Annotated in this window: 23 protein-coding genes; 16 read left to right on the top strand and 7 right to left on the bottom strand. The window is 63.1% G+C overall.

The window, feature by feature from the left end; genetic code table 11:
• Positions 1-67: 67 nt before the first annotated feature.
• From C8J43_RS20240 to C8J43_RS20230, 3 genes are all read right to left on the bottom strand, one after another.
• Positions 68-934, bottom strand: a complete 867-nt coding sequence (locus C8J43_RS20240) for an SIR2 family protein (RefSeq protein ID WP_165899713.1) — start codon at positions 932-934, stop codon at positions 68-70.
• Positions 934-1,989 carry a DUF262 domain-containing protein gene (locus C8J43_RS20235; protein ID WP_133032422.1) on the bottom strand — a complete coding sequence of 352 codons (1,056 nt, stop codon included), beginning with the start codon at positions 1,987-1,989 and terminating at the stop codon, positions 934-936. Before C8J43_RS20235 ends, C8J43_RS20240 begins: the two co-directional genes overlap by 1 nt.
• Positions 1,990-2,090: 101 nt before the next feature.
• Positions 2,091-2,393, bottom strand: a complete 303-nt coding sequence (locus C8J43_RS20230) for a helix-turn-helix transcriptional regulator (protein ID WP_133032421.1) — start codon at positions 2,391-2,393, stop codon at positions 2,091-2,093.
• A 227-nt stretch (positions 2,394-2,620) separates the two neighbouring features.
• On the opposite strand from C8J43_RS20230, the gene C8J43_RS20225 reads away from it, so the two are divergent.
• The 3 genes from C8J43_RS20225 to C8J43_RS20215 are packed head-to-tail and all read left to right on the top strand — an operon-like array spanning position 2,621 to position 4,177.
• Positions 2,621-3,076: a hypothetical protein gene (locus tag C8J43_RS20225; protein WP_133032420.1), complete on the top strand. Its 456-nt coding sequence runs from the start codon at positions 2,621-2,623 to the stop codon at positions 3,074-3,076.
• Positions 3,077-3,089: 13 nt separating this feature from the next.
• Complete coding sequence (locus C8J43_RS20220) at positions 3,090-3,830, top strand: hypothetical protein (RefSeq protein WP_133032419.1); 741 nt, start codon at positions 3,090-3,092, stop codon at positions 3,828-3,830.
• Positions 3,827-4,177 (top strand): helix-turn-helix domain-containing protein, encoded by a 351-nt coding sequence (locus C8J43_RS20215; RefSeq protein ID WP_133032418.1) that lies wholly within the window; start codon positions 3,827-3,829, stop codon positions 4,175-4,177. Before C8J43_RS20220 ends, C8J43_RS20215 begins: the two co-directional genes overlap by 4 nt.
• Positions 4,178-4,363: 186 nt before the next feature.
• On the opposite strand, the gene C8J43_RS20210 is transcribed toward C8J43_RS20215, so the two are convergent.
• Positions 4,364-5,497: a hypothetical protein gene (locus C8J43_RS20210; protein ID WP_133032417.1), complete on the bottom strand. Its 1,134-nt coding sequence runs from the start codon at positions 5,495-5,497 to the stop codon at positions 4,364-4,366.
• Between the two features lie 244 nt (positions 5,498-5,741).
• On the opposite strand from C8J43_RS20210, the gene C8J43_RS20205 reads away from it, so the two are divergent.
• From C8J43_RS20205 to C8J43_RS20195, 3 genes are read left to right on the top strand one after another with little or no spacing between them, the layout of a single operon-like run.
• Complete coding sequence (locus tag C8J43_RS20205; protein WP_133032416.1) at positions 5,742-7,262, top strand: hypothetical protein; 1,521 nt, start codon at positions 5,742-5,744, stop codon at positions 7,260-7,262.
• Positions 7,259-9,997 (top strand): hypothetical protein, encoded by a 2,739-nt coding sequence (locus C8J43_RS20200; RefSeq protein WP_133032415.1) that lies wholly within the window; start codon positions 7,259-7,261, stop codon positions 9,995-9,997. The genes C8J43_RS20205 and C8J43_RS20200 overlap by 4 nt, the downstream gene beginning before the upstream one ends.
• Positions 9,994-10,596 (top strand): hypothetical protein, encoded by a 603-nt coding sequence (locus C8J43_RS20195; protein ID WP_165899712.1) that lies wholly within the window; start codon positions 9,994-9,996, stop codon positions 10,594-10,596. Before C8J43_RS20200 ends, C8J43_RS20195 begins: the two co-directional genes overlap by 4 nt.
• Here the strand turns inward: C8J43_RS20195 and C8J43_RS20190 are convergent.
• Positions 10,541-10,930: a hypothetical protein gene (locus tag C8J43_RS20190; RefSeq protein ID WP_133032413.1), complete on the bottom strand. Its 390-nt coding sequence runs from the start codon at positions 10,928-10,930 to the stop codon at positions 10,541-10,543. The genes C8J43_RS20195 and C8J43_RS20190 overlap by 56 nt on opposite strands.
• Before the next feature lie 63 nt (positions 10,931-10,993).
• Between C8J43_RS20190 and C8J43_RS20185 the strand changes: the two genes are divergently transcribed.
• The 9 genes from C8J43_RS20185 to C8J43_RS20145 all read left to right on the top strand — a co-directional run bounded on the left by C8J43_RS20185 (position 10,994) and on the right by C8J43_RS20145 (position 17,617).
• Complete coding sequence (locus C8J43_RS20185) at positions 10,994-11,743, top strand: hypothetical protein (RefSeq protein ID WP_133032412.1); 750 nt, start codon at positions 10,994-10,996, stop codon at positions 11,741-11,743.
• Positions 11,736-12,227 (top strand): hypothetical protein, encoded by a 492-nt coding sequence (locus C8J43_RS20180; protein ID WP_133032411.1) that lies wholly within the window; start codon positions 11,736-11,738, stop codon positions 12,225-12,227. The genes C8J43_RS20185 and C8J43_RS20180 overlap by 8 nt, the downstream gene beginning before the upstream one ends.
• On the top strand, positions 12,224-12,598 hold the full coding sequence (locus C8J43_RS20175; RefSeq protein WP_133032410.1) for a hypothetical protein: 375 nt from the start codon (positions 12,224-12,226) through the stop codon (positions 12,596-12,598). The genes C8J43_RS20180 and C8J43_RS20175 overlap by 4 nt, the downstream gene beginning before the upstream one ends.
• Positions 12,592-13,524: a hypothetical protein gene (locus C8J43_RS20170; protein WP_133032409.1), complete on the top strand. Its 933-nt coding sequence runs from the start codon at positions 12,592-12,594 to the stop codon at positions 13,522-13,524. The genes C8J43_RS20175 and C8J43_RS20170 overlap by 7 nt, the downstream gene beginning before the upstream one ends.
• A 66-nt stretch (positions 13,525-13,590) precedes the next feature.
• Positions 13,591-14,289 (top strand): multiubiquitin domain-containing protein, encoded by a 699-nt coding sequence (locus tag C8J43_RS20165; protein ID WP_133032408.1) that lies wholly within the window; start codon positions 13,591-13,593, stop codon positions 14,287-14,289.
• Complete coding sequence (locus C8J43_RS20160) at positions 14,264-15,463, top strand: ThiF family adenylyltransferase (RefSeq protein ID WP_133032407.1); 1,200 nt, start codon at positions 14,264-14,266, stop codon at positions 15,461-15,463. Before C8J43_RS20165 ends, C8J43_RS20160 begins: the two co-directional genes overlap by 26 nt.
• 11 nt (positions 15,464-15,474) lie before the next feature.
• Entirely contained in the window at positions 15,475-15,840 is a 366-nt protein-coding gene (locus C8J43_RS20155; protein ID WP_133032406.1) for a DUF6527 family protein, read from the top strand.
• Between the two features lie 45 nt (positions 15,841-15,885).
• A complete protein-coding gene (locus tag C8J43_RS20150; protein ID WP_133032405.1) occupies positions 15,886-16,875 on the top strand; it encodes a hypothetical protein in 990 nt (329 codons plus the stop codon).
• A gap of 139 nt (positions 16,876-17,014) precedes the next feature.
• Complete coding sequence (locus C8J43_RS20145) at positions 17,015-17,617, top strand: hypothetical protein (RefSeq protein ID WP_133032404.1); 603 nt, start codon at positions 17,015-17,017, stop codon at positions 17,615-17,617.
• A gap of 266 nt (positions 17,618-17,883) precedes the next feature.
• On the opposite strand, the gene C8J43_RS20140 is transcribed toward C8J43_RS20145, so the two are convergent.
• Positions 17,884-19,182 carry a hypothetical protein gene (locus C8J43_RS20140; protein WP_133032403.1) on the bottom strand — a complete coding sequence of 433 codons (1,299 nt, stop codon included), beginning with the start codon at positions 19,180-19,182 and terminating at the stop codon, positions 17,884-17,886.
• A gap of 678 nt (positions 19,183-19,860) precedes the next feature.
• Positions 19,861-20,124, bottom strand: a complete 264-nt coding sequence (locus tag C8J43_RS20135) for a DUF6471 domain-containing protein (protein WP_133032402.1) — start codon at positions 20,122-20,124, stop codon at positions 19,861-19,863.
• A gap of 215 nt (positions 20,125-20,339) precedes the next feature.
• Between C8J43_RS20135 and C8J43_RS20130 the strand changes: the two genes are divergently transcribed.
• A complete protein-coding gene (locus tag C8J43_RS20130; RefSeq protein ID WP_133032401.1) occupies positions 20,340-20,711 on the top strand; it encodes a hypothetical protein in 372 nt (123 codons plus the stop codon).
• Positions 20,712-20,988 lie beyond the last annotated feature (277 nt).

Raw genomic sequence — 20,988 nt, 5'->3', positions numbered from 1 at the left:
GCGATCACGGACCATGCCCCTGTACGCCGGACATGATGGCGGCGACGGCGTTGGCGAAGTGACTGGCTCAGGCGACGTCCGCGACCTCGTGCAGCGCGACGAGGAAGGCCGTCAGATCCTCGTAGTTGTTGGCTTTGCTCACCGGAATGATCTGGACATTGAAGTCCTTGAACCACCGTTCCTCCTGCACGGTCGTGATCTCCTCGTCGACCATCAGCGCGAAGTGGTTGGGGCCACTGCCTGGCGTAAAGGCATCGGCGATGAAGCCTAGCAGCAGCTTGATCTCCGGATCGTTCATCGAGGCTCCTACGAACACGACCGTGAACATCGTGAAGATCGCCTGGAGGAGGCTCTGATAGGCGCGTTGGCGGTAGAGCAGTTCGCGGTAGTCGGTCTCCGTGAGGACGATACCGTCGCCGACCTTGGCGGCGTCGCCATGTGCTTTCAGAATGAAGAACTCGCGCTGTCCGAGACGACGCTGGAGTTCACCGGCGTTCTTGAACGTCAGGACGGAGACGTCCTCGTCGCCGCCCGCGCGAAACGCGCGCTCGATCAGGGTATCGTAGTTGGTGGTGACGACGAACTGCAGGCGGTCGAGCGCGACCAGGGCCTTGTGCAGATCGGTCGGCTTCGGCTTCGACTTGATGAATGCGGTTTCGATGAAGTCGCTGAAGTAGACCCGCAGATCGTCCTTCAGTCCGCCCGCCACCATCAACCACTGCCCGGGGTCCTTGATCAGGGCGCGGTACTCGGCTTCCTTCTCGGGCGTGATGACCCGGTGCTTCACGCCGGCGTCCACCATCTGTTCGAGCAGTCCGTCCCACAGCGGCAGCTTTGCGCCGGCTGACGCTCCGGCGCCGACGAGGATTGCACAACGGCGATCGCGGTAGGCGCGCACGAGATCGTCGGGTATCCGCTTTGTGTCGAAAGCCATCATTCGCTCCTTGCGTCGATGTCGGGGCAGAAGGCTCGAAGCGCCGCGGCACGAGCCGCCACGCTGTCACGACGGCCGGCCTGAATTCGGAACGCTTGGATGTAGTTGTACAGATGACGATCAAGGACGGGGTTCGCGCGTCCGTCCTGGATCAGGACGTCCGGCGCGCGATTGTGCAGCGCGCGCCTTGCCTCGAACCCATGATAGGCAGCGGCGAGTCTTGCCGCATCGACGCTCGCCCCCGCCGCGAGGCGCTGCATGACAAGCCAGCCGAGATCCACGAAGATCCATTTCTGGACGATGCGAAATCTGGAAAGTTCGTTGACCTGCTCGAGGATGTTCAGCGCGTCTCCAACTTCGGCGGCGCACTCGAGGATCCGGTCCATATGGTCCGGACCGAAGTCTGCGACCATGCGCTTCAGATCGGGCGCCTTGATGTCCCTTTCCCCGCGGTAGGCGGCAAGAGCGAACAGATGCGTCACGAAATCCTGTCGGCGATAGCGATTGTCCGCGATGCGGCAGTTTAGGAAGAATTCATGCGACGTCGCGACGCCGTCGATTATGTGCCGCATCGGTTTGAGCATCGCGTTGCGCAGTTCGGCGGGGTTTAGCGCCACACCCATCTGCAGGCGAGCGAACAGGTTGGTGACCTCGTCGGCCGTCCCCTCGACGATATCCGCAACGCTCACGGGAAACGCATCAAAGCGCTCCTTCAAGGTATCGGAAAGTTCCGAATAGGTCAGGCCGTCGACGGTTTCGCCGTTGATCGGCAACAGCCTCTCCGGGTGATCGAGAACGAGTTCGTCGTTCCGGAAAAGCCACAGGGCCCGCAGGCGCTGCTGACCGTCCACGGCTTCGTGCTCGAATACGCCGCCCGGCGGCATTCGACGAAGATAGACCTTGGGGATGTCCATGCCGCGGAGGACGGAATCCACCAGCAGAACCTGGCGGGGGGATTTCCAAGCGGCTCCGCGCTGCCAGCTGGGATTTAGCTGGATAGTGTCGCGTCGCTCATGAAGCGCGTCGTTTCGCGCGATTTGCTGCTCGATGATCATGAACGCACGATAGCGAAGTGCGACGAGAGCGGAAGCCACACACGTCGAGGAACTCTCAAGTCGACACGGGTCGGGATCGCTCCCGGCCCGTGCGACGGCATTCACGCGGCTGGCGGTCGCCCGCGGCGTGTCTTCGGTGGGTCGCTGGGATTGCTCAGCTCCTTCGCGACCGAGTTGAGAAAGTCGGGCATCGAGACGCCCAGCACGCCAGTCATCTTGGCGAGAGTTTCGAGCGTCAGGTTCTCCTCGCCCTTCTCGACGCGGCTCATGTACTGGAAACGGACGTCGATCGCGCGCGAGAACGCTGCTTGCGAGGTGAAACCCGCAGCCACGCGCGCGTGGGCGATGGCTCTGCCCATCGCCCGCTTCAACGCCATTTCGTCCGGGTTCGCTACCTCAACCATGTGCGGATTGTAGACGCTCGAGCTCTTCGTGTCGACGCGCGTCGCTCCCAGGCGGGTGGCTTTCGCGTCGGCCTTCGTAATGCGGATCGGGCGGCGTGGAACGTGCCGCGCAGCGGCTGCGAATGAACTCCTGTCTCGTGGGTGGAAAGGGCTGAAGCGGACGCAACTTGACAAACTGACGCAACTAATCTACCTATAGGTTGAGTTTAATTCGAGTGGAGGTTGTTATGCCGCACACCGACATCGATACTGGTTCCGTCCTTCGTCCCTCCTTTCATGCGGGTGCAACGCATGCGGTGCCCTCGGGTGACATGCTCGCCGACCTGATCGGTCGGCTTCGCCTCACGCAGGGTGACATCCGCAGGCTGCTGCGCATGTCGGACGAGCCGGCCAGGGTGGTTCCGGATCGCGAGCAGGGGGCGATCAGGATCGGTTCGGTGGCTTCCGCTCTGGGGGAGGCGCTCTTGCTGGTGGGCGATGACGAGCTCGTCGGAAGTTGGCTCCGTGCACCCCACGCGAGGCGTGGTGGCGCGACGCCGATCGAGGAGGCCGAGTTCGCCGAAGGCGATACACAGATCCGCTTCGTGCTCCGCCCGGACCCGATGGAGCTCGTCCTGATGATGGCGGAGCGCACGGTGTCACGTCACCGCGCTGCGCTTGCCGACATGAAGACGGACGCCTGATATGCGGTACGCCGTGCTCGACATCGAAACCGGCCCTAATGTTGACGCCATGCTGAACGCGGCGCCCCGGGCCAGGACAGAAATGGATCTTTCCGCCCTGCACAGGCTGAAGGCGGCTGTCGTGTTGTCCTTCGATGTCTCGGGAGGTGGCGCTCCATCGAACCTTCTCTTCGAGCGCTTTGGGCTTGACGGCCGTGAGCAGGAGATGATCTTCGGTATTGATCGCGCCCTCCCTAGTCCGGCTGCTGGAGACATGTTGATCACGTTCAACGGACGATCCTGGGACATTCCGATGCTGTTGCAGCGCGCTGCCGCCGCATGGTGTTTCGCCGTCCCGACGCTGGCCGCCTGGGGCGACGCGTCGTTCGAGCGCCATTTTGACGTGATGCGCCGCGGCGGGGCGAGGCCGGGCAAGGGCTGGTCGTCCTTGGCCGACAGAGCGGCGGCGATCGGTATCGACATGCGGCTTGCGCGCGGAAAGGCGACCGGGACTCCTGCTTCGGTCCGCCGACGATGCACGGCGGACGTCGCTGCCACCTTCCTGCTGTTCGCGGCGGGCGAGGCCGTGCGGCGATCGGACGCCCGCTTCTTCGGCGGCGCGTGGCTGGCGCTCGCCGGCGTGATCCGTACGGATCCCGCCTTGTTCAGGGACGTCGGATACTTGGCTGAGCACCCGGTGCTCGATGGCTGCCGCGTTCTTGTCGGTGGCTCGGCCGCCTACAGCGTCGCACCGACCGTTGGCCTCGTGGCATGATGGATGACCTGGAGTGGACGGCGTTCGGTCGTCGCCCGCGCGACGACCATGAGGGGCCGTTCCGGGTCCCCGACGCCCGTGTGCTGGGGCAACGGCTAGCCGCCCTGCGTTTCCGCTACGGGCTTTCGGTTGCCGACGTCGCGGACGCGGCTGGGCTTTGGCATCATCAGATCGAAGAGTTCGAAGCGTACGGTGCGGTGTCTGCGGAGACGTTGCTGTGGCTGATCGAAGTCCTCTGCCGTGATGACAGGCTGGCTGACGCCTTCCAAACCCCGAGTTTCCGTGATCGTCAGCACTTTGTGACACGCTGGTCGAATGGCTCGAACGTCGTGCCGCTTCGTCGCTAACGCGATACGTTACTAAATTTCTCACCGAATAACCGTCTTCGGATCGAGCATTACGCGCTTGATCTCGGTGCCGCCTCTCTACCCTCTCCAAATGTTGCTGAACTGGCGCACAACCCCGCGGCGCTCCGGATTTCAGTGCAGAAGTAGCAGCACTAAAACTTTCCGTACGTTGCAACCCAGTGCAGGTTATCCGTCGGCTCTCGGCACCCGTTTGGTGTAGTTTGCAGCGAGCGCTGCTATGACCTCCCACGCGTATGATGGGTGAGCAGCGGCGGCGGGTGACCAGTTGGCCTCGTCGATCAGAATCATCAGGCGAAGGATCGACTCCCCCCTGAGCTGTTCGCTGAGATCTGCGAGGTCGCGATGCGGCATCTTTGACAGCGCTCGTGGCGAAGCGCGTTCGTCCACGGGTCGGTGGCCCAACCTCGGCGCGAGCTTGTAGCCACAGAGCCAACCGCCGAGTAGCCGATTGGCGTCCGGCCCGAACTTGAGCTTTCGCGACCGCTCCGGGATCACCACGGCACCCGTTTCACCAAGCCTTGCAATGAGCTTGGGCCATCCCTGCGCGAAGACCGTCGACATGATAACCGTGGATGGCGCGGGGGCTCCGCGGGGGGCAGCTCTGGATGCCAACTCCGCCAATACTCCGGAGACGGTGGCTGGACCCGGAACGTCGAGCCCGACCGAAATGGCCACCGGTTGACAGCTGAAAAGATCGAACGCGATGGTGGCGATCGGCAACGTTGGCTCCCCGTCGAGCCAGACTACGGCCTCGATGGCGATGTGATCTATCAGAATCACGTCGAGCGGCCACCTTGGCTCCGGTCTGGGCCGAGGTGGATCGTCAGCGTCATCACCGGCCTTCAGGGTAACCCCAGGCGTTTTTTTTTGGTGCTCGCTCCGTGCCAGGCCGACGCGACGGCGGATATAGCTGATGCCGGGCTTGCGGAGATGGGCCGGCCAACTGGCCAACACTCCAACGGCCACGGGCTCGGTAGGCCGATCCGGATCCTGGTCGATCAGTGGTTTGACCTGACCATCGATGTATTCCACAACCTCCTTGCTGATCCGGGTCGTGCCGTCGATTCGTCTGGCCCAAGGGGCCAGCGCAGCGGGGTCCTGTTTGGACTTATGCCATCGACGTACCAGCGCATAGAACGCGGATCTGGTCAGGCCCGTCCGGCGGCAAAGGACGTCGACGAGAATGGCACCGTCCTCTCCGGCACTGACATAGTCCATCACCGCGTAGGTCCGGGTCCGCGTGACGTCACGCCACCGCTCCGGGAGCGCCTGCAGACGCTCTTCCAACTCTCTGGTCATTTTTTCCACTCCTCTAGCTAGACGCCGATCTCCGACGCTTCAACGGTTTATGTATCTGTAATTGAATAGTGACCTTGACGCCCCGGCAAAGCCTCCTTAGTTGGGGTGTAAGTGTAATGGAAAAGTGAGTACCGCTCCGGCGGTTTTGTTTTACCTAATACGAGTTGTGTAAACCATTAGAGATACATGCGCATCCGGGTTTCGCGCTTTTTCCCGGACCCAGTGCCAATCGAGGAGAGGCAGAGTGGACGTTGACACGAGGGCTGGCCTCTCGATCGGTTCCGCGGTTACAGGCGGTCGATACGGCAATGTGCCGGCCATCGATTTCTCGCGACCGTTGGCGCCCAAGGTACGCGAACCCTCGCCCGGCGCTGGACGACCGGGCGGGGTACCGTTCGATGACCTGTTCGAGGTGTTCGAAACCGGAGATCTCGTGTTTCCGCGTTGCGTCCGGGGAAGGGGTGTCGGCGAGGTTCCAGGGTATGGTGAGCTCGAGCTGAGCGTCACCCATTCGTACATGAGCCGGTACAAGGCTGCGAGCACGTGCGTCAGCTACGAGCGGGGGCAGCGGCTCTTCTACTCGTCACCGATAGTCCAGAAACTGAAGCGGCAGGGGGCGCTGGCGATCGAGGGCTCGGTCGACCAGGCGCGGGTGCTCATTGCCAAGATGCTCGAGGAGGACCTCGGATGCTCCTTATCCCCAGCACGTAACCACAGCGCGTTCTACGTCGATCCAGGGAAGCAGGGCGCCACGGCCGTTGCGCGGATTCTATACGGGATGGCGATAGGCATCAGCATACAGCAGGCGCTCGAAATCTATCCTCACGCCAACCCGTTCCTGCAGGACCATCTCCCTCCCTCGGTGCGCTTCGCCGAGCATGCGGCGCTCGGGACCGACCGCAGTCAAGAAGAGCTTCGCAAGCTCCTCTACGAGATGCCGAGATACTTCATCATGGCCGGTGACAAATGGCCGTCCGTCGGACGCCTCGTTACCACGCCGATGAACGTAGCCTACAAGACGGCATTGCTCGCTGGCTGGTCGTCCGGACATCTTTGGATCCTCCGCGCTTTGATCGAAAGTGGGGCGCGGTTGAGTGAGATCGTCGCGCTGACGATACTCGACTGGATGGAGGCGAGCTTCGGCGGCGTCCGGTGCAACGCCATCAACAAGGGATCGCGCGGTCAAATCCACAAGGAGATTGGCTGGACGCCGGGCTGTGCCGCGGACGGTATCGCCTACATCGACGATCACCGGATCTCGCCGCTGGAAATGAAGCGGTACGGTCGCAGTCTGAAGTTCGATGACTACCGCGAAAAATACGAGGCAGGTCACCTTGACGATCTCAGGGTGCCGATCGTGCCGACGCGCATCGGCGGCAACTATACCCGCGACGGGTTCTACAACCACAAGTTCTCGCCGACCTTCGCGCCGCTCGGTCTGCGCGGTCACGATCCGCGTCACGCGTTCGTCTCTTCGAACCTGGACACGATCTACGCGAAGTACTGGGACGAGCCGGACCTTCTGGCCGCCGCCTGTCAGAAGCTCATCGAGTACATGGCCTGGTCAACCGGCGAGGCGATGCTGTTCCTGTACTCGAAACGTCACCGGCAACGGCGAAACGCCATTCTGTCCGCAGCATTCCACAACGTCATGCAGGCGGACGAGACCGCAGTGCTCGCCCCTGGGCGGACGGCCTTGCCGCAGTTCTGCAACCCAAACCCGATCGACGACGCATTCGACAGCTGGATGGGATCCGCCAAATGACCGACGCCCGCACGACCAACGACACCGTAACGTCCGTTCCGCCATTGTTTGAAGCGCCCGCGGACGGTAACCCGATGGCGTCGAAGAACGATGCCGCGCCCGAGCCGCCCCGCGCCAAGCGGCGGTGGAAGCGTACGAAGTTGCGGATGCTGCAGGCCAAGGCCTTGGCATCCGACGCCATCCTCGACGATGCCGAACGTGCACGCCTGCTGTCGTTCCACCGCTCCCGGTTGATGCTGAAGGCGCCGAAGTTCGACGAACTGCTCGCCACCGGTGCCATCAAGCTGTTCGCTAACGATCCTGGGGATGGCGCGGTTCTGTTCGACCTGGAGCGCAAGGCCGACATCTACGCAATCGTGGCTCAGTACATGGACGAGAATTCGTCGCTCGACGACGTCCTTCGCCTGCGACGCATCCACTCGCTCTGCCGGCCGGGTCAAGAGGTTCGCCCCCCCGCCAGCGCCATCGCCGCAGCGGTACGTCACATGCCCACGGACCCGACGAACCACGACTTCACCCGACTGCTGTGTGGCGGAGCCATGGCGCAGAGGTTGGTGACGGAGCACAAGAACAAGCACGGCGGCAGTCACCGTTTCGCCCGCGCAGCGGCGGGCGCCGACGCGGCAGCGCTTCTGCAACAGGCCCCTCTGGCCCTACGGGATTATCTGGTCAAACGCGGTTTCGGACAGATCAGGGACGTACCGCCGGCGTGTGCGGCGCAGCTTCTCGGCTGCCGGAACGAAATGCTCTTCGGGCTCGGGTTGCTGCTGCTCGATAACATCCTGCGCAAACCCGTGTCGCGCCACGCATATCACAAGATGCTGGTCCTGAAGCAGATCGCTAACGCGGTCGGCGACGACGACCTAGCTACATTGGACGGCCTCGATCGCTTCGCGATCGAGTACTGCCTTGAAAAGACGCGTTTTCCGAACGATCCGGATACGCGTCGGCACAAGGTCGGCCACTTCCTGCTCGAGGCTCACGTCGACATCGATCGAGAGGTCCGTGCCGCCGAACCCCCGGACGCTGAACTGCTGAGAGGCTTTCAGCTGCCACTACCGCGGATGCCCCGGGAGTTCGCTGCGGCGATAGGCAAAGGAATTCGCAAGCAGATCGCCGATGGACGACGGAAGCGCAAGGATCGCGTCGAACCTATCTCCGACGGTCTGGCCGAGGCGAGGTTCCTGGCGGGATCGAGGGTCGCAGAGCTCTCCCACGACCAGAAATGCTGTGCGCAGGCAATGACCGAGGCCGCGAAGCTGGATACGTCCGGACCGGTCGAGATCACCTTCTCCTACCTCGCGCCGATCTTCGACGACGATGGTCGTCGGGTGCCCGGGCTTCAGCGCCGCCATTGGACCCTGCGCAATACCAACCGCATCAACGAGATGCTCGTTGAAGTCGGCGGCACCTCCAGCCGCGACCACCGGCATCTTCCGGGGGGCGACCAGTACGACTGCGTCTTCGACACGGAATGGTGGCTCACCTACGATTGTAGCGATGGGGTGGATGGTACAACGCCGCGCGATCCATGGTTGAGTCAGGCCGTCGACGCATTGGCGTTCTACACTGGACGCGGGCTGCCGCCGGAAATGGTCCGGAAACAGCTCGGGTTCCTCAAGACGAACAAGGTAGGTCGAGACCTGGCGATCCGCCTGCCGCGGGGACTCGCGTGGTATGCGGGTCCGCAGGCGAAACGGGCCCGGAGGGTGCTTGTCGAGCTGGGCCTCCGGCCATTTCCGATCACCGAGCTGACCCACGGAATGCTCGTCGCCATCGCCGGTACGAACGTCATGAAGACATCCGGTGCTCGTACGCACGAATTCTTCCAGATAGTGCAGGACCCTGGCCGGTTCTTCCGCCTCGAGAATCTGCCTAACGAAGAACAGCGTTACGTCTTCCTTGCGGTTCCGAAGGGTTTCACCGAGTCCGTCCCGTTCGTCGTCACGCGGGAATGCGCCATGTCCATATGGGCGATGGCGAAGTTCGCAGGCGACCGCTGGCACGGTGGCGGGCCAATTCCGATCACAGCTGCCGATCCAGCCCTGCGCGAGAAGTGCGGCCCGGGCAGGTTCGTCGCGAACGCCGGCGATCGTCCCCTTCGACCGAACACCCTCAGCCCGCTCGTGCAGGTGTTATTCATCGGGAGGCACGAACTCGAGGCGTACGATCTGCGTCACAGCTTCGCCGGGTATGCGGCGGGGACGGGCGTTCCGCTGGAGATCATCGCGGCCTGGCTCAACCAGAAGTCGCTCGATATCACACGCTACTACGCCAAGGCCTCCCGGAAGATGCGGGACCGGTGGTGGATCCAATTCCATACGAGCATCGATCTTCAGGAACACCAGGCGCGTGCCCTTTCGGTGCAGGACGCGGAGAAGGCTGCGGCGTTCGACAACGTGGGTGCGCTGACATCGGTCGTCGGCGGGACATGCGTCACGCTCGGCGAATGTCCGGTGAGGTTCTCTTGCATCGGTTGCCGGAGCAACGCCCCCGATCCCGACAAGGCCGACGAGGTACAGGACTCGATGGTCGCCGCCGTATCGCTGCGTGACGTCTGGGCTCGCCACGGTCGGGTCAAGTCGGTGCAGGAACAGGAGCAGGTGATCGCGCGCCATCAGGCGACGCTTCGCGAGATGGATCTCATAAGGAAGTACCGAGCCATGCGCGACGAGGTCGTGGACCCCAACCTCCGAATGGGTGACGACGCGGCATCCGCAAGGAAGCTGTCGTGAACGCGGGCGGTGACGCCGCTGGCCATCGCCCCCCCGATTTCGGGAGCGGTCCAGGCGTACGCGCACGGGTGCGCGAGTATCGGCTCGCGCTGCTTCGCATCGTGCTCGAGCAGGCTGAGGCGCCCTTACGATACGAGGATGCTGCAGAGCGCCTGGCACTTGCGGATGGGGTCGGCATCCCGTTGCGCACGCTCAAGGAACCGCCCTTCGCCGATCTGATCTCGGCGCAGACGCCGAGGCGTGGCAGGAACGGGGAGTTGTCAGGGATACCGTGGCGCCTGCGCCGGTTCAGCCCGGGAGGCTTGGCCTCGCACAAGGCTGGAATCGAAGCTCGGCTGCGCGCCATGCAGATCGATCTGCCCGACGTCGTCCCGCACGATCGGGGCGCCGAAGCCGGTGAGCGCGAACGCCTTCAGCAGGTTTGGGACATGGAGCTGCTGATTGAGGCGCGCGCACGGGAGCATGGCCTGGCCATCGCGGCGAACATGCGCGAGCGGCTGCTCGAGCGGCGGGGGGTGATCGCCGCCCGTCGAGAGGGCGCGATCACTCTGGCGTACCGCGAGTTGCGCCTGACAGCTCCATCTGGACGAAACCGCTGATGCGCCGGGAGGTCGCCTCGTCGATGAGCCCGCGTGAACGCGTCCACGCCAGAAACGCATCGAGCATCTCGATCGCGTGGATCCCATCGCCGCGACTGATTGGAACCAGCGGCCATTCGGTGTCCCCGACCGGCAGGTTGGTTCCGGTCGCCCAGTCGAGGACGGCTTGGCGGGTCACGGTGACCTGCCTGCCGTGGGGGGCGCGGATGCGGAACATCGTCGAGGCCGGCTGCCTCGACGCGAACAGCCGGACATTCTCCCGCGCCGTCACTGCGACGGAGATCATGAGGTCATCGCCGTGTGCGGCGGCCGGTCGCCACTCGATCGTGAACATTTCGCTTGCCTATCCACTTAAGATCAACCTATGAGTAGAGTTAAGGAGGCAGGAGGTCAAGTCGTGGTACAAGAAAACATCAGCTGCTCGGTCCCCGCGGACGCCGTGTTCTTCGGCGTCGAGGACGTGGCCCTTCAGCCGTTCGTTCCCTATCTGGACGTCGCATGCCTTCTGGGTACGACGCCGTCGCTCCACTTGGTGCGCGGAATGGGTGACGGTTCGGAGCGGTACGATAGCATTTGGGTCTTCGGTGGCGCCGTCGATCCGGATCACGCCAGCCGGTTGTTCGCCTGGATGTGGTCCCGCCCGGACCGGTGGTCCGTCTGGGGACGTGCGGCGACCGGTCTCGGTCCGGCCTACCTGTCTGGAATCGTCGCCCGCGAGACGGCGGATGCCGTCCTGACGGAGCCATCGACCGTGGACGCTATCGCCACATGGCCGGCGGACCTTGATGAGGATGACGACGAGAACGACCCTGGCAACATCTGGTGCGGGTGCAACAACAAGAATTGGGGAAGGGAGAAGAGCTACTCCATCATCCTCTACCATGAGAACACGAGGTCGGATCCGATCTTCTCCCTCGCCCTCGACAGGAAGGGGGACCGCGACCGGATCTGGGATTTCATTAAACATCAGACGGGTCGGTATCGCGAGTTCGCCGATCTCGTAAATGCCCACGGGCGCGAGGCTCTCGAGAAACTCATCTTCGCCAGCATGCTCGAGACCGAGCGCGCCGTGAAGAAGGCAGGCTTAGGCAGCGGCGGACTTCGGCCGTTGCGCTTCTGGCCAGGACCGGAGAGCGTCGATGCATAGGGCCGATCTTCCCTACTGTTTTACGCGCATCCTGTCGGATGGAATGCCGGCAATCGCACTGGCCCGCCGTGAGCGTGGCGGCCGTTCGCATGTGTTCGTCTGGACGGTCACGTTCGATGCCCCCCTTTATCGCGAGTTCCTCTTCGCGTGGCTCGAACGAAACGTGCCCCGTTGGGCTATCTGGGGCGCCGTCGCCGCGACCCGGGGATCGGCGGCGCTCAGCCGCTGCATCGACGATGCCGTCGGCCAGGCGGCTTTGTCAGGAGCCCCCCTCATGATCCAGATCTACCGTGCGGCCGCTTATCTCGGATGCAGCGAGATCGATCTCCTGGAGTTCCGCGAGCGGGCCGAGTGCGCGGCGCTTTTCGAGGAGGAGCCCGACCCGCTTCTCGAGGAATCCATTATCACCTTCGTCGATCTGGGCGGCCTCGTCCGCCGGATGATCGACGACGCGGTCGCATCGGTAAGGGAGAATAGAGAATGAGCGACATCGTCGGCGTCGTTATGGACCACCATTCCCATCAGGACGTGAGTGCGTCGGCGCTTTTCGTCCTGGGGGTGAACCCTGGCGGGATATCCGCAAAGTACGCGAAGCGCGGAGCCATGATCCTCGTCAAGGCGTGCCGCGCTCTCGGCGACGACGTGCAGCAGCACGTCGGCCTGGAGGCCATCGCAGCGGGATGCGGGTTCCACCGTTGGAACGAGCTGACCGCGCAGCTTGGGGTCAGCGCCGATCGGGTCTGGTCCGAGGAGCGCTGCCGCTCCCGCATGATCGAGCTTCTGCCCGGCATCGAGACCGATGTCCTCGAAGGCGCCCTAACGGTGTTGGCGACGAAGTGGAGGCCCGCGTGGTGATGCTCATCGAGAACCCCGCGATCGACGAAGTTCGTGAAGCGGACACCGCCTTTGGCGCCAGCGACGCTCGCGAAGACGCGACCATCGAAAGCTGGAATCCTTCGCTGACGATGTGCATCGCCGAAAGCTACGCAGCCCACGTCGTTCCGTGGGGACTGGACGCTCCTCGGCAACTGCGCGGAGGCGACCGCGTGACTGCGGGCATAACGCCGCGGCTCGGCTGCGAGTGGAATGCCGAATGGCTCGGGGCGATCGATCTGGCGTGCCGGCATCAGCGGGACGCCGGTCGACCTTGGTTTCACATGCTTCCGCTGGCGGTGACTGGTCCATGTGGCGCGGGCAGGACCCACGTCGCCCGTCGGCTCGCTTGGGAGGCGGGGGTGGCGCACATCGCGATCGACGTCTCGAGCTGTGCGATGGTCAGCGGGTTGGGTTCGCCGGGCCGTGGGCCAACGCCGGCACTGCCGTCTGCCCTGGCGTTGGCGATGAGCATGACGGACTGCGCCAATCCCATCATAAACGTGACTGGCGTGGAGACGGCCGATGCGAACACCCTTGCTAGACTGGCAGCCGCCACGGATCCGATGCGGTCCCGGATCGACGACGAGGGTCTGGGCATCACGCTGGACCTCTCCGAGGCGACATGGCTGATCCAGCTGCCGCCGGACGCCGAGCTTCCAGCTGAACTGCAGGACTTCACGACGACCGTCGCACTCACGCTGCCCGACCAGCCGGATTGGGTGGAACTGGCATGGATCGAAGCGCTGGTCGAGGTAGCCACCGATCGCGCGATGGGTGACGAACTCGGTCGTCTCGCCGACTGGACCGACGACGGGGCGGAGCGATGGCGCCACCCGGGCCTCAAGGCCGCGGCTCGATACGGACTGGCAGCGACGGCGTTCGAGCATGTCTACGGTCCCGGCTGATGGAACCGCATCGGCTCGGGGCAAATACCGAGCGCCTGAACGACATTTAACTGTGAGGAGTGGACAATGGACGACGCAAACAACGACGTGAGGGACGCTGGGGTGCAGGAGTACCTTATCAAAGTGGACGGTAGGGAGATCCCTGTCGCGGGCATGTCGATTACCGGGTGTGAGGCGGTCGAGATCGCCGGCCTCGTGCCGGCCGACGCGCACCGCCTGGTCCGGGTCGACGGGGGACGCGCCTCGTTGATCGAACCGGCAACTGTCATCCCGCTTGGCGAGGATGTACCGGCGTTCCGATCGGGAAGGGGGCAATCGCACTGGGCGTTGCGTGTCGACGATGTGGACTGGGATTGGTTGGATCCCGGCATCCTCGCCTCAGACGTCCGCGACATCGCGTCCGTACCCTCCGATCGCGAGCTTTACGTTAACGGCGGCACCGGGCCTGTGCGAACCGGCGGCCTGATCGACCTTACCGGCGGCGCGCCGGAAGTTTCGACCCGCCGGCTTCCGGTTGCACCTGCGCAACGCAGCGTTCCGATCATCCTGAACGGTCGGCCTCGCGAGCTTGCGACCGCGGAAGCGACCTTCGAGGACCTCGTCCGGCTCGCCTTCCCTCAGCTGCCGGCGGAGCCGGAGCGTACATTCACCGTGACCGTTCGACGCGCTGGCGGAGACCGGCCCGACGGCTCCCTCGTTCCGCGCCAAGCAGCGCGTCTACAACCAGGAGCGGTGATCAATGTCTCATCAACCGATAAGAGCTAGCGCCGATCTTTCCCGGCTTGCCAACGAAGGTTTCGACCTTGCTATCGAGACGGGCCACCTCGTGGTCAGGGGGGTGCCGTTCGTCGATTCCGACGGCGTAATTCGGCATGGAACGGTGCTGACGGTGCTCAGCCTCGCGGGAGACCGGACGATACGGCCGCAGAGTCACGTCGCCTACTTTGGGGGGGGCACGCCGCACGACAATCGGGGCCAACCCCTGCGGATGCTGCATACGAGGCAGGCTAGGCATTTTGGCGACGACATGACGATCGACCACATGATGTCGAGTCAGCCGGTGACCGGCAACTATCCTGATTACCACGCCCTGATCACGACCTACATCGCCGAGATCGAGGGACATGCGCGCGCGATCGATCCGACGGTCGGCGCGCGTCGGGCGGTCCGCACTGTGTCTCCGGCTGCCAGATCGGTGTTCCGCTATCAGGACACCGCTTCGTCGCGGGCGCAGATCGGCGCCTTCACCGACAAGCTGCGGAACCATTCGATCGCGATCGTCGGACTAGGTGGCGGCGGGTCGTACATTCTGGACCTGGTCGCGAAGACCCCGGTGTCGCGCATCCACCTTTGGGATCCGGACGTTTTCGAGCAGCACACCGCGTTTCGCGCGCCCGGAGCGCCTACGCTCGAGGAACTCGGCCGGCGCCCAGCCAAGGTGGACTATCTCGCGAGCATATACGGGAGGATGCACGCCGGGATCGTTCCGCATCGCTCGCGCCTGGGCCCGAGCAATCTCCAGGGCCTCAGGAACGTCGATTTCGTCTTCATTGCGGTGGACAGCGCCGCAAGCCGGCGTCCGATAGTCGAATTTTTGGAAATGGTGGGGAAGCCCTTTATCGACATCGGCATGGGGCTCCATGTCTCCGACGCGGGCATCGTCGGGACGGTCCGCGTCACGACCTCCACCGACGAGATGCGCGGTCATGTCCGCGAGCGGGGCCGCATCCCCATGACGGGCGACGACGACGCCGACGACCCGTACTCGAGCAACGTTCAGGTCGCCGACCTGAACTGTCTGAACGCGGCGCTCGCGGTGGTCCGGTGGAAACGCCATCTCGGCTTCTATGCCGATTTCGAACGTGAGCACTGGAGCGCCTACGTGGTCGACGGCAACACGTTGATGAATGATGAGCGGCCGGTGGATACCACGACGTGAGGGTGCGTGTGATGTCGCACCGCTCCGTCGGCCTGATCCCGGAAAGGCTGCGCAGCGCGACGCTTTACGTCTCGGCCGAGTTCGGGGTCGCGGTGCACCTGTGCGCCTGCGGATGCGGGACCGAGATAGTCACGCCGATCGGCGGCGATGGCTGGAGCGTGACCTGCGACGGGACGTCCGTCACGCTCGATCCGAGCATCGGCAACGCGAGCCTCGCCTGTCGTTCGCACTACCGCATCACGCGGGGGACCGTGGATTGGATGCCCGGCTTCGGCCCCGCCGAGCCACCCGCGCGGTCGACTCTGCAAGCGTTCTACGAAGACCTCCTTTTCCGCATCACGTCCTGGTTTCGTCCTCCTGGACCAGGCCCATCGTGATGGCACGCCTGTCAAGGAACGGACAATGCAACGAGATCATATGAGATGACCCGCATAGCGAACCTAAAACATCCAACCGACCAAATGCAATTTATCTACTGCTGGCGTCGGCGGGAGATCGACGCGACCGCGCTGGCATATGTCGCGAAGGTGCTGCGGGATCCTGCGCAGTCGGTGCAGGCAGCCGAGTGGGTGGCTGGTCTTAACACCGCCAGTGCAAGGCGGGAGGACACGGCGATCTTGCAGCTTCGGCGATTGCGGCATGAGATGAAGGGCGTCTCCCTCCTCCTGGCCAAGGCATGCGCATTTGAGGGACTCTCGCTGTCGGCGATGCTGTACGGCATTCTACCCATCGCTCACGTTCCGGAATCCTCGGAAGGCTTTCCCTGGTCTACGACCGAGAGCCCCGCGTCATGGAAGGCTGTGAGCAAATCCCACACGTCGAGTATGCGGGACGGCTGGGAAAAACTTCATTACGCCAGCGGGGCCTTCGTGCGACCGCGTGTTCATTCAAGTGGCGGTTGGGCAGTGCGGGTGAGGCGCGGGGTCGTCCACGGTTCCTTCATCGTGGACGGTTGCATCGTTCGATCAAGTGAAACCTGGCCATGTACGATCCAGGTTCCGCAGGCCTGGCCTGAAACGTATCTCTCGATGTTCACGGGCAGTCGGCTTGATTCGGTAGTCGGTCACCCGATCTTCGATGACCCGGCATTCATAATAAAATCTGCAGTGTCGATCGGGGGAGGTACGCTGATCAGCTTCAGATCCCCCGTGATCCCGGTTGTCTTCGACGAGCTGCGCGCGGAGGCGGGCATGGAACATCAGCAGTTGGGTCGCAATGGCGAGTTTTCCGGCGAACAAGCGCTGCGAGACGTCAGCGGTAGAGGCGCTCGTCCGGTCGATTCATATCTCAGATCGAAGGAGCGTGAGGCCATCATCGCCGCGGGGTTCGCCAGGCACGAGCTGACCACGCGAATGCTTCAGATCAACTCGATGTGTCCGCCTTGGGCCGAGAAGCTGCTGCTGCCGGACTAGCGAAAGGCGGATCAGAGCGGCAAGCCACGAGGATCGGCATCGCATGCGGGTGTCATCATCGAGCCGGGTCAATGTTGACCTTGGACTTGGCGCTATCCATCGTGTTCCGACCACACAAGGCGTCGAACCGGGGAGTGCCATGAGGCTACAGGATCTCTACGAACACGGCAGCGGCCGATATGCCGCCCAGGCGTATTGGAATGCCTTGGCCAAACTTCGCGCGGCCTGGAAGGAGGTCTTCGCGGAAGACCTGCCGACCGAGGGCAACCGGGCGATGGGCGCGTTCGAGCAGGCCATCGATCTCATGAAGGCGCGCCTCGCCGCGGACGCTACGGGTGGCGATCGGCTTCGACAGGTGCTCGACGTCGACCGGAAGGACGACATCGCGGAGGTGCTGCTCGGCTGGGCGGATATGGACGACGTCGCGCCAAAGATCGTGCGGCAGGCCATGATCGCCCGGTGTCTCGAGTTGGGCAAGGGGCGTCACGATCTGCGTAGCGTTCTGCGACCCGTCCTTGATGTCGTGTTCGCCGACAGCAAGGCTCGAAGGCCAAGGGTGGGTGCCAATAGGCACTGGCCACGACTGCTGCAGTATCTGCGTGAACTCGAGGAGGAGACGGACGCGTCACCCGCCGGGCAGGGGTTGCGGCTGTTGAACGCCGGCGGCGGTGGCCGGGTCGCCAGACACCCAAGCGATCCAGGCACGCTAGCTGTGAGGGTCGACCCGGAGCATCTCTTATGAACCGGGTCGATGGGTTGGCTCGTACCTGAGAGATCTACTGGCAGAGCGATCTGGACGTTTACCGACCAGGATCTGGGTGGGATTAGCTAGGCTTGAGACCGTTAGCGCCGTGGTTGGCGCGACGGCCAACCCGATCAGAAGGTCGTGCCGCCATCGCCGAGGACGATCATCGTGCCGTTGAATGCAGTCATTTGATGCTCCCTTCGTGTTACAACTCGTAGCCCATATATAGGGCAGTTCTTACCAATGCACCATGACTATCGGTCTCAGGCATTGGAAACGTCCTGGACCGGCGGAGGTTCATCCCCCGTACCGTCATTCTCCTGGGGAGTAACGGACTTTCTTGGCTCGCCTGGCGCCGATTGCAGCGGTGACAGGGCTTTAGGCGATTTTTTCCACCACACCATAATGCCCTGCAGCGGAAGGCTCAGATCGTCCAATTTCCACTGTTGCGCGGTCGGCGAGACCTGCCCGTAGAGCTTGCCATGGGCGAGCGATCGCGCCTGAATGACGAGATCGTCCTGCGACTTGCTGACGACAGTGAGATGGATGTTCTCGGCGATCTCGTTCGAGCGGAACACCTCGGTGTCCTGCAGCTCCTTGACCATGGTGTACGATCCCGAAACGGTCACCTGCTCGCCAGGCATCATCGGGACGGAACCGATGTTCACCGGCGCATCGACGAGCCCGTCGTCGACGAGCTGCTTCTGGAGATCCTCGTTGATCTCCGCGATCCTGTCCGCGGAAAGCGTGACGTCGCCTATGCGGAAGCTGTTCACCTTAACGAACGGCTTGAGCTCGGGCAGAATTGGGTTGGGAAGCCCCAGCCTGATGCGTAGCTCCACGATACCCTTGGTCCCGGTCTGCGCGACGTTGATGTTCTCGGACACGGTCGAGATGATGACGTCGACGGCGAGGTACTTCTCCGCTGCGAGACGGGTGTTGGACAGATCGACGTCGAGATCCGTCAGAGTGTAGTTTATGTCGATGTTGCGGCGGATGATCTTCTTTTCGAAGATGTGCTCCTTCACCAGGCTGAAGAGCCTTGGGTGATGGCGCGTCTCGAACATCCCCAGCAGCACGTTCGAGCCGAGCGCTTCGGTCTTCCGGGCGAGCTCGTCGAAGAAGTACCCCCGGGTCCTGCGGTCGACGGTGGAGGAGATGAACACCGCGGCGAGCATCGTCAGGCCGAGGGCCTGGAGCGTCTCGGCGAGAAAGATCGCCCAGTTCGCTTCTGACGCGGAGTGCGATTGCCGATCGAAGGCGCGGACGGTCTTTTCGCACAGGCCCCGTGCTGGCGGCACGCAGGCATCGACGATCGAGGCGAGTTCGGGAAACTTCGGAACTGACAGCTTTATCCCGAGACCGATGACGAACAGCAGGCACCCGACCAGCATGACGATGATCGAGTCCCGGTCGAAGAGCCGGTCGTCGTGGGGTATCCATGGATTGACGTGCGAACCGGGCGATGGCGTCGGGATCGCGCTGCCGGCTTTCGAGCCTCTCTTCGTCCCCTGCGCGCCGGCCTGTGGCTCGTCTGCCGATTTGTCCGTGGTGCCTGTCACCTTGTCTTTTCCCCATGCCATCCGCGCCGTGTGACGACCTGTTCCCTCTTCGGCAACTGCACTCTGATCCGCATTGGACGAATTCCGCCACGACCCGCAGCGCGCTCGATTATCCATGAGTACGTTGTGGCCGCCGCGGCGGCGTGAACGGGCCGAACATGACTTGGCCGAAAATTTGGAGCCGTTGCCGAAGTCGATGCGGACATTGATCCGTCGGATCGCGCTTTATCCTCGGTCCCGGTATTTCCGCTCTAGATAGGAATGATACTCCTCGACGTCATCGAAGCGAGGTGCGGTGAAGAGATCGTCGAGTTCCCTTCGCGATAGGACGTGATGGATCGCGAGCATATCCGAGACGGTCGCTTCCCCATTCTGTTCAAAGCGGAGGTAAGCGGTTGTCTGGATCCCGGCTCTACCAGCAGCCTGTCCCGGAGTCAGACCAAGTGCGTCGCGCAGGACCTCGGCACGGCGGCCGAGATCAACTGACGTCGTCTCGGTTCTTTCGGGTTAGCGAAATTCCAACATGTAGTCGATCATTGCTCATCTTCCGTCACTCGGACTGGGTCTACGGATGATGCCTGGATCTCCGCGTCACTCACTCAAATCGCACATGTCTCATTTTGTTCTGCGATGGGGATGTCTGTCCGTGTCCGTGTCCGTGACCTTGGACGCCGTAGCCTAGACCGCCGGTCCCTTTGGGACGGGGATCGGGAGTTCGACAACTCCGATGGCGACGAGTGCCTGCAGGAAGAACGCGGCGGAGAACCTGCCAGCCCGCAGCTTGCCGCTGATGCCCTTGTTGTCCTGGCGTATGCCCATCGCGGCAAGCGCCTCGCCGAGCTGGACATAGTTCAAGCCTGCGATCTGCAGGTTGGCACGGATTATCTTGGACGCCAGTTCGTCCCATTCGGCCGCGGTCTGCGGCACCGGTAAATCTCGCATGGTAATTTTCCTATCCGGTCAAGAGTTCATTTGACTCTCAGTCTGCGATTTCTGGCTCACGCGCAGATGCTTCATAATCGGCGCAGCAAGTCTACGCAGATATTGCATATTTTCGCGCCACAGGCCGAAATCTCGGCTTGCGGCACGCATTTCTGGCTGCTCCAATACTTCCAAGACACGTGGCCCGCTGGTCACGTCGAGGGAGAATGTAGATGATGGATTCTGATATTGGTGAACTGCGGAACGAGGCGCGGATGCTCAGGTTCGCGACCACGATGTGGGGCGTCGTGACCGCGGTGCTCGTTGGAGCGGTCGGGTGGCAGTTGGCGGGGCACGGAGACATGCTGTCGGCGCTCACGAAGGCGCTGACCGTCACCGTGCCATTCCTAACCGTCGCGACCGGACTTCTGGCGGCAGTCCGCTGGAACACGCACCGGCGGCTCAGGCTGGAACGCGCGGAACGTCGGGCGATCGACCGTCCAGCGGCATCGCCTTTCCGGTCCGCAGTCGTGTACCGCCTGACCTGCTCGGTGCGATTGTCGCCGGTACCCGTCGGGAGCGTCGCAGTCTTCGACGCTCGGGGTTGATCGGGGAAGCCGGACGAAGGGTGTGATCCCGCGGCCGGGGAGACCCTGCCGCGGCGATCTCCGCTGGAACCGACACGCGATCCTGTATCCGGCATCGACAGGCGACAGGTCGTTTTCACCGAACGGCGGCCATCGCCGCGCTGACGCGAAGCGGCTTGCGAATGCGACAAAGGTCAAATCGCGTCCCCGCAACCAACTTTGACATACAATCAGGCGTCCCTCGCGGGCGGCTTTGTCGTTTGTGGCCTATGCCAGCAGATTCGATACCTTCGCGACC

Source organism: Sphingomonas sp. PP-CE-1G-424 (assembly GCF_004341085.1).
In the GTDB taxonomy this organism is placed as follows: Bacteria; Pseudomonadota; Alphaproteobacteria; order Sphingomonadales; family Sphingomonadaceae; genus Sphingomonas.
The sequence above is the reverse complement of the archived record's forward strand: the minus strand, read 5'-3'. Positions and strand labels throughout refer to the sequence as shown.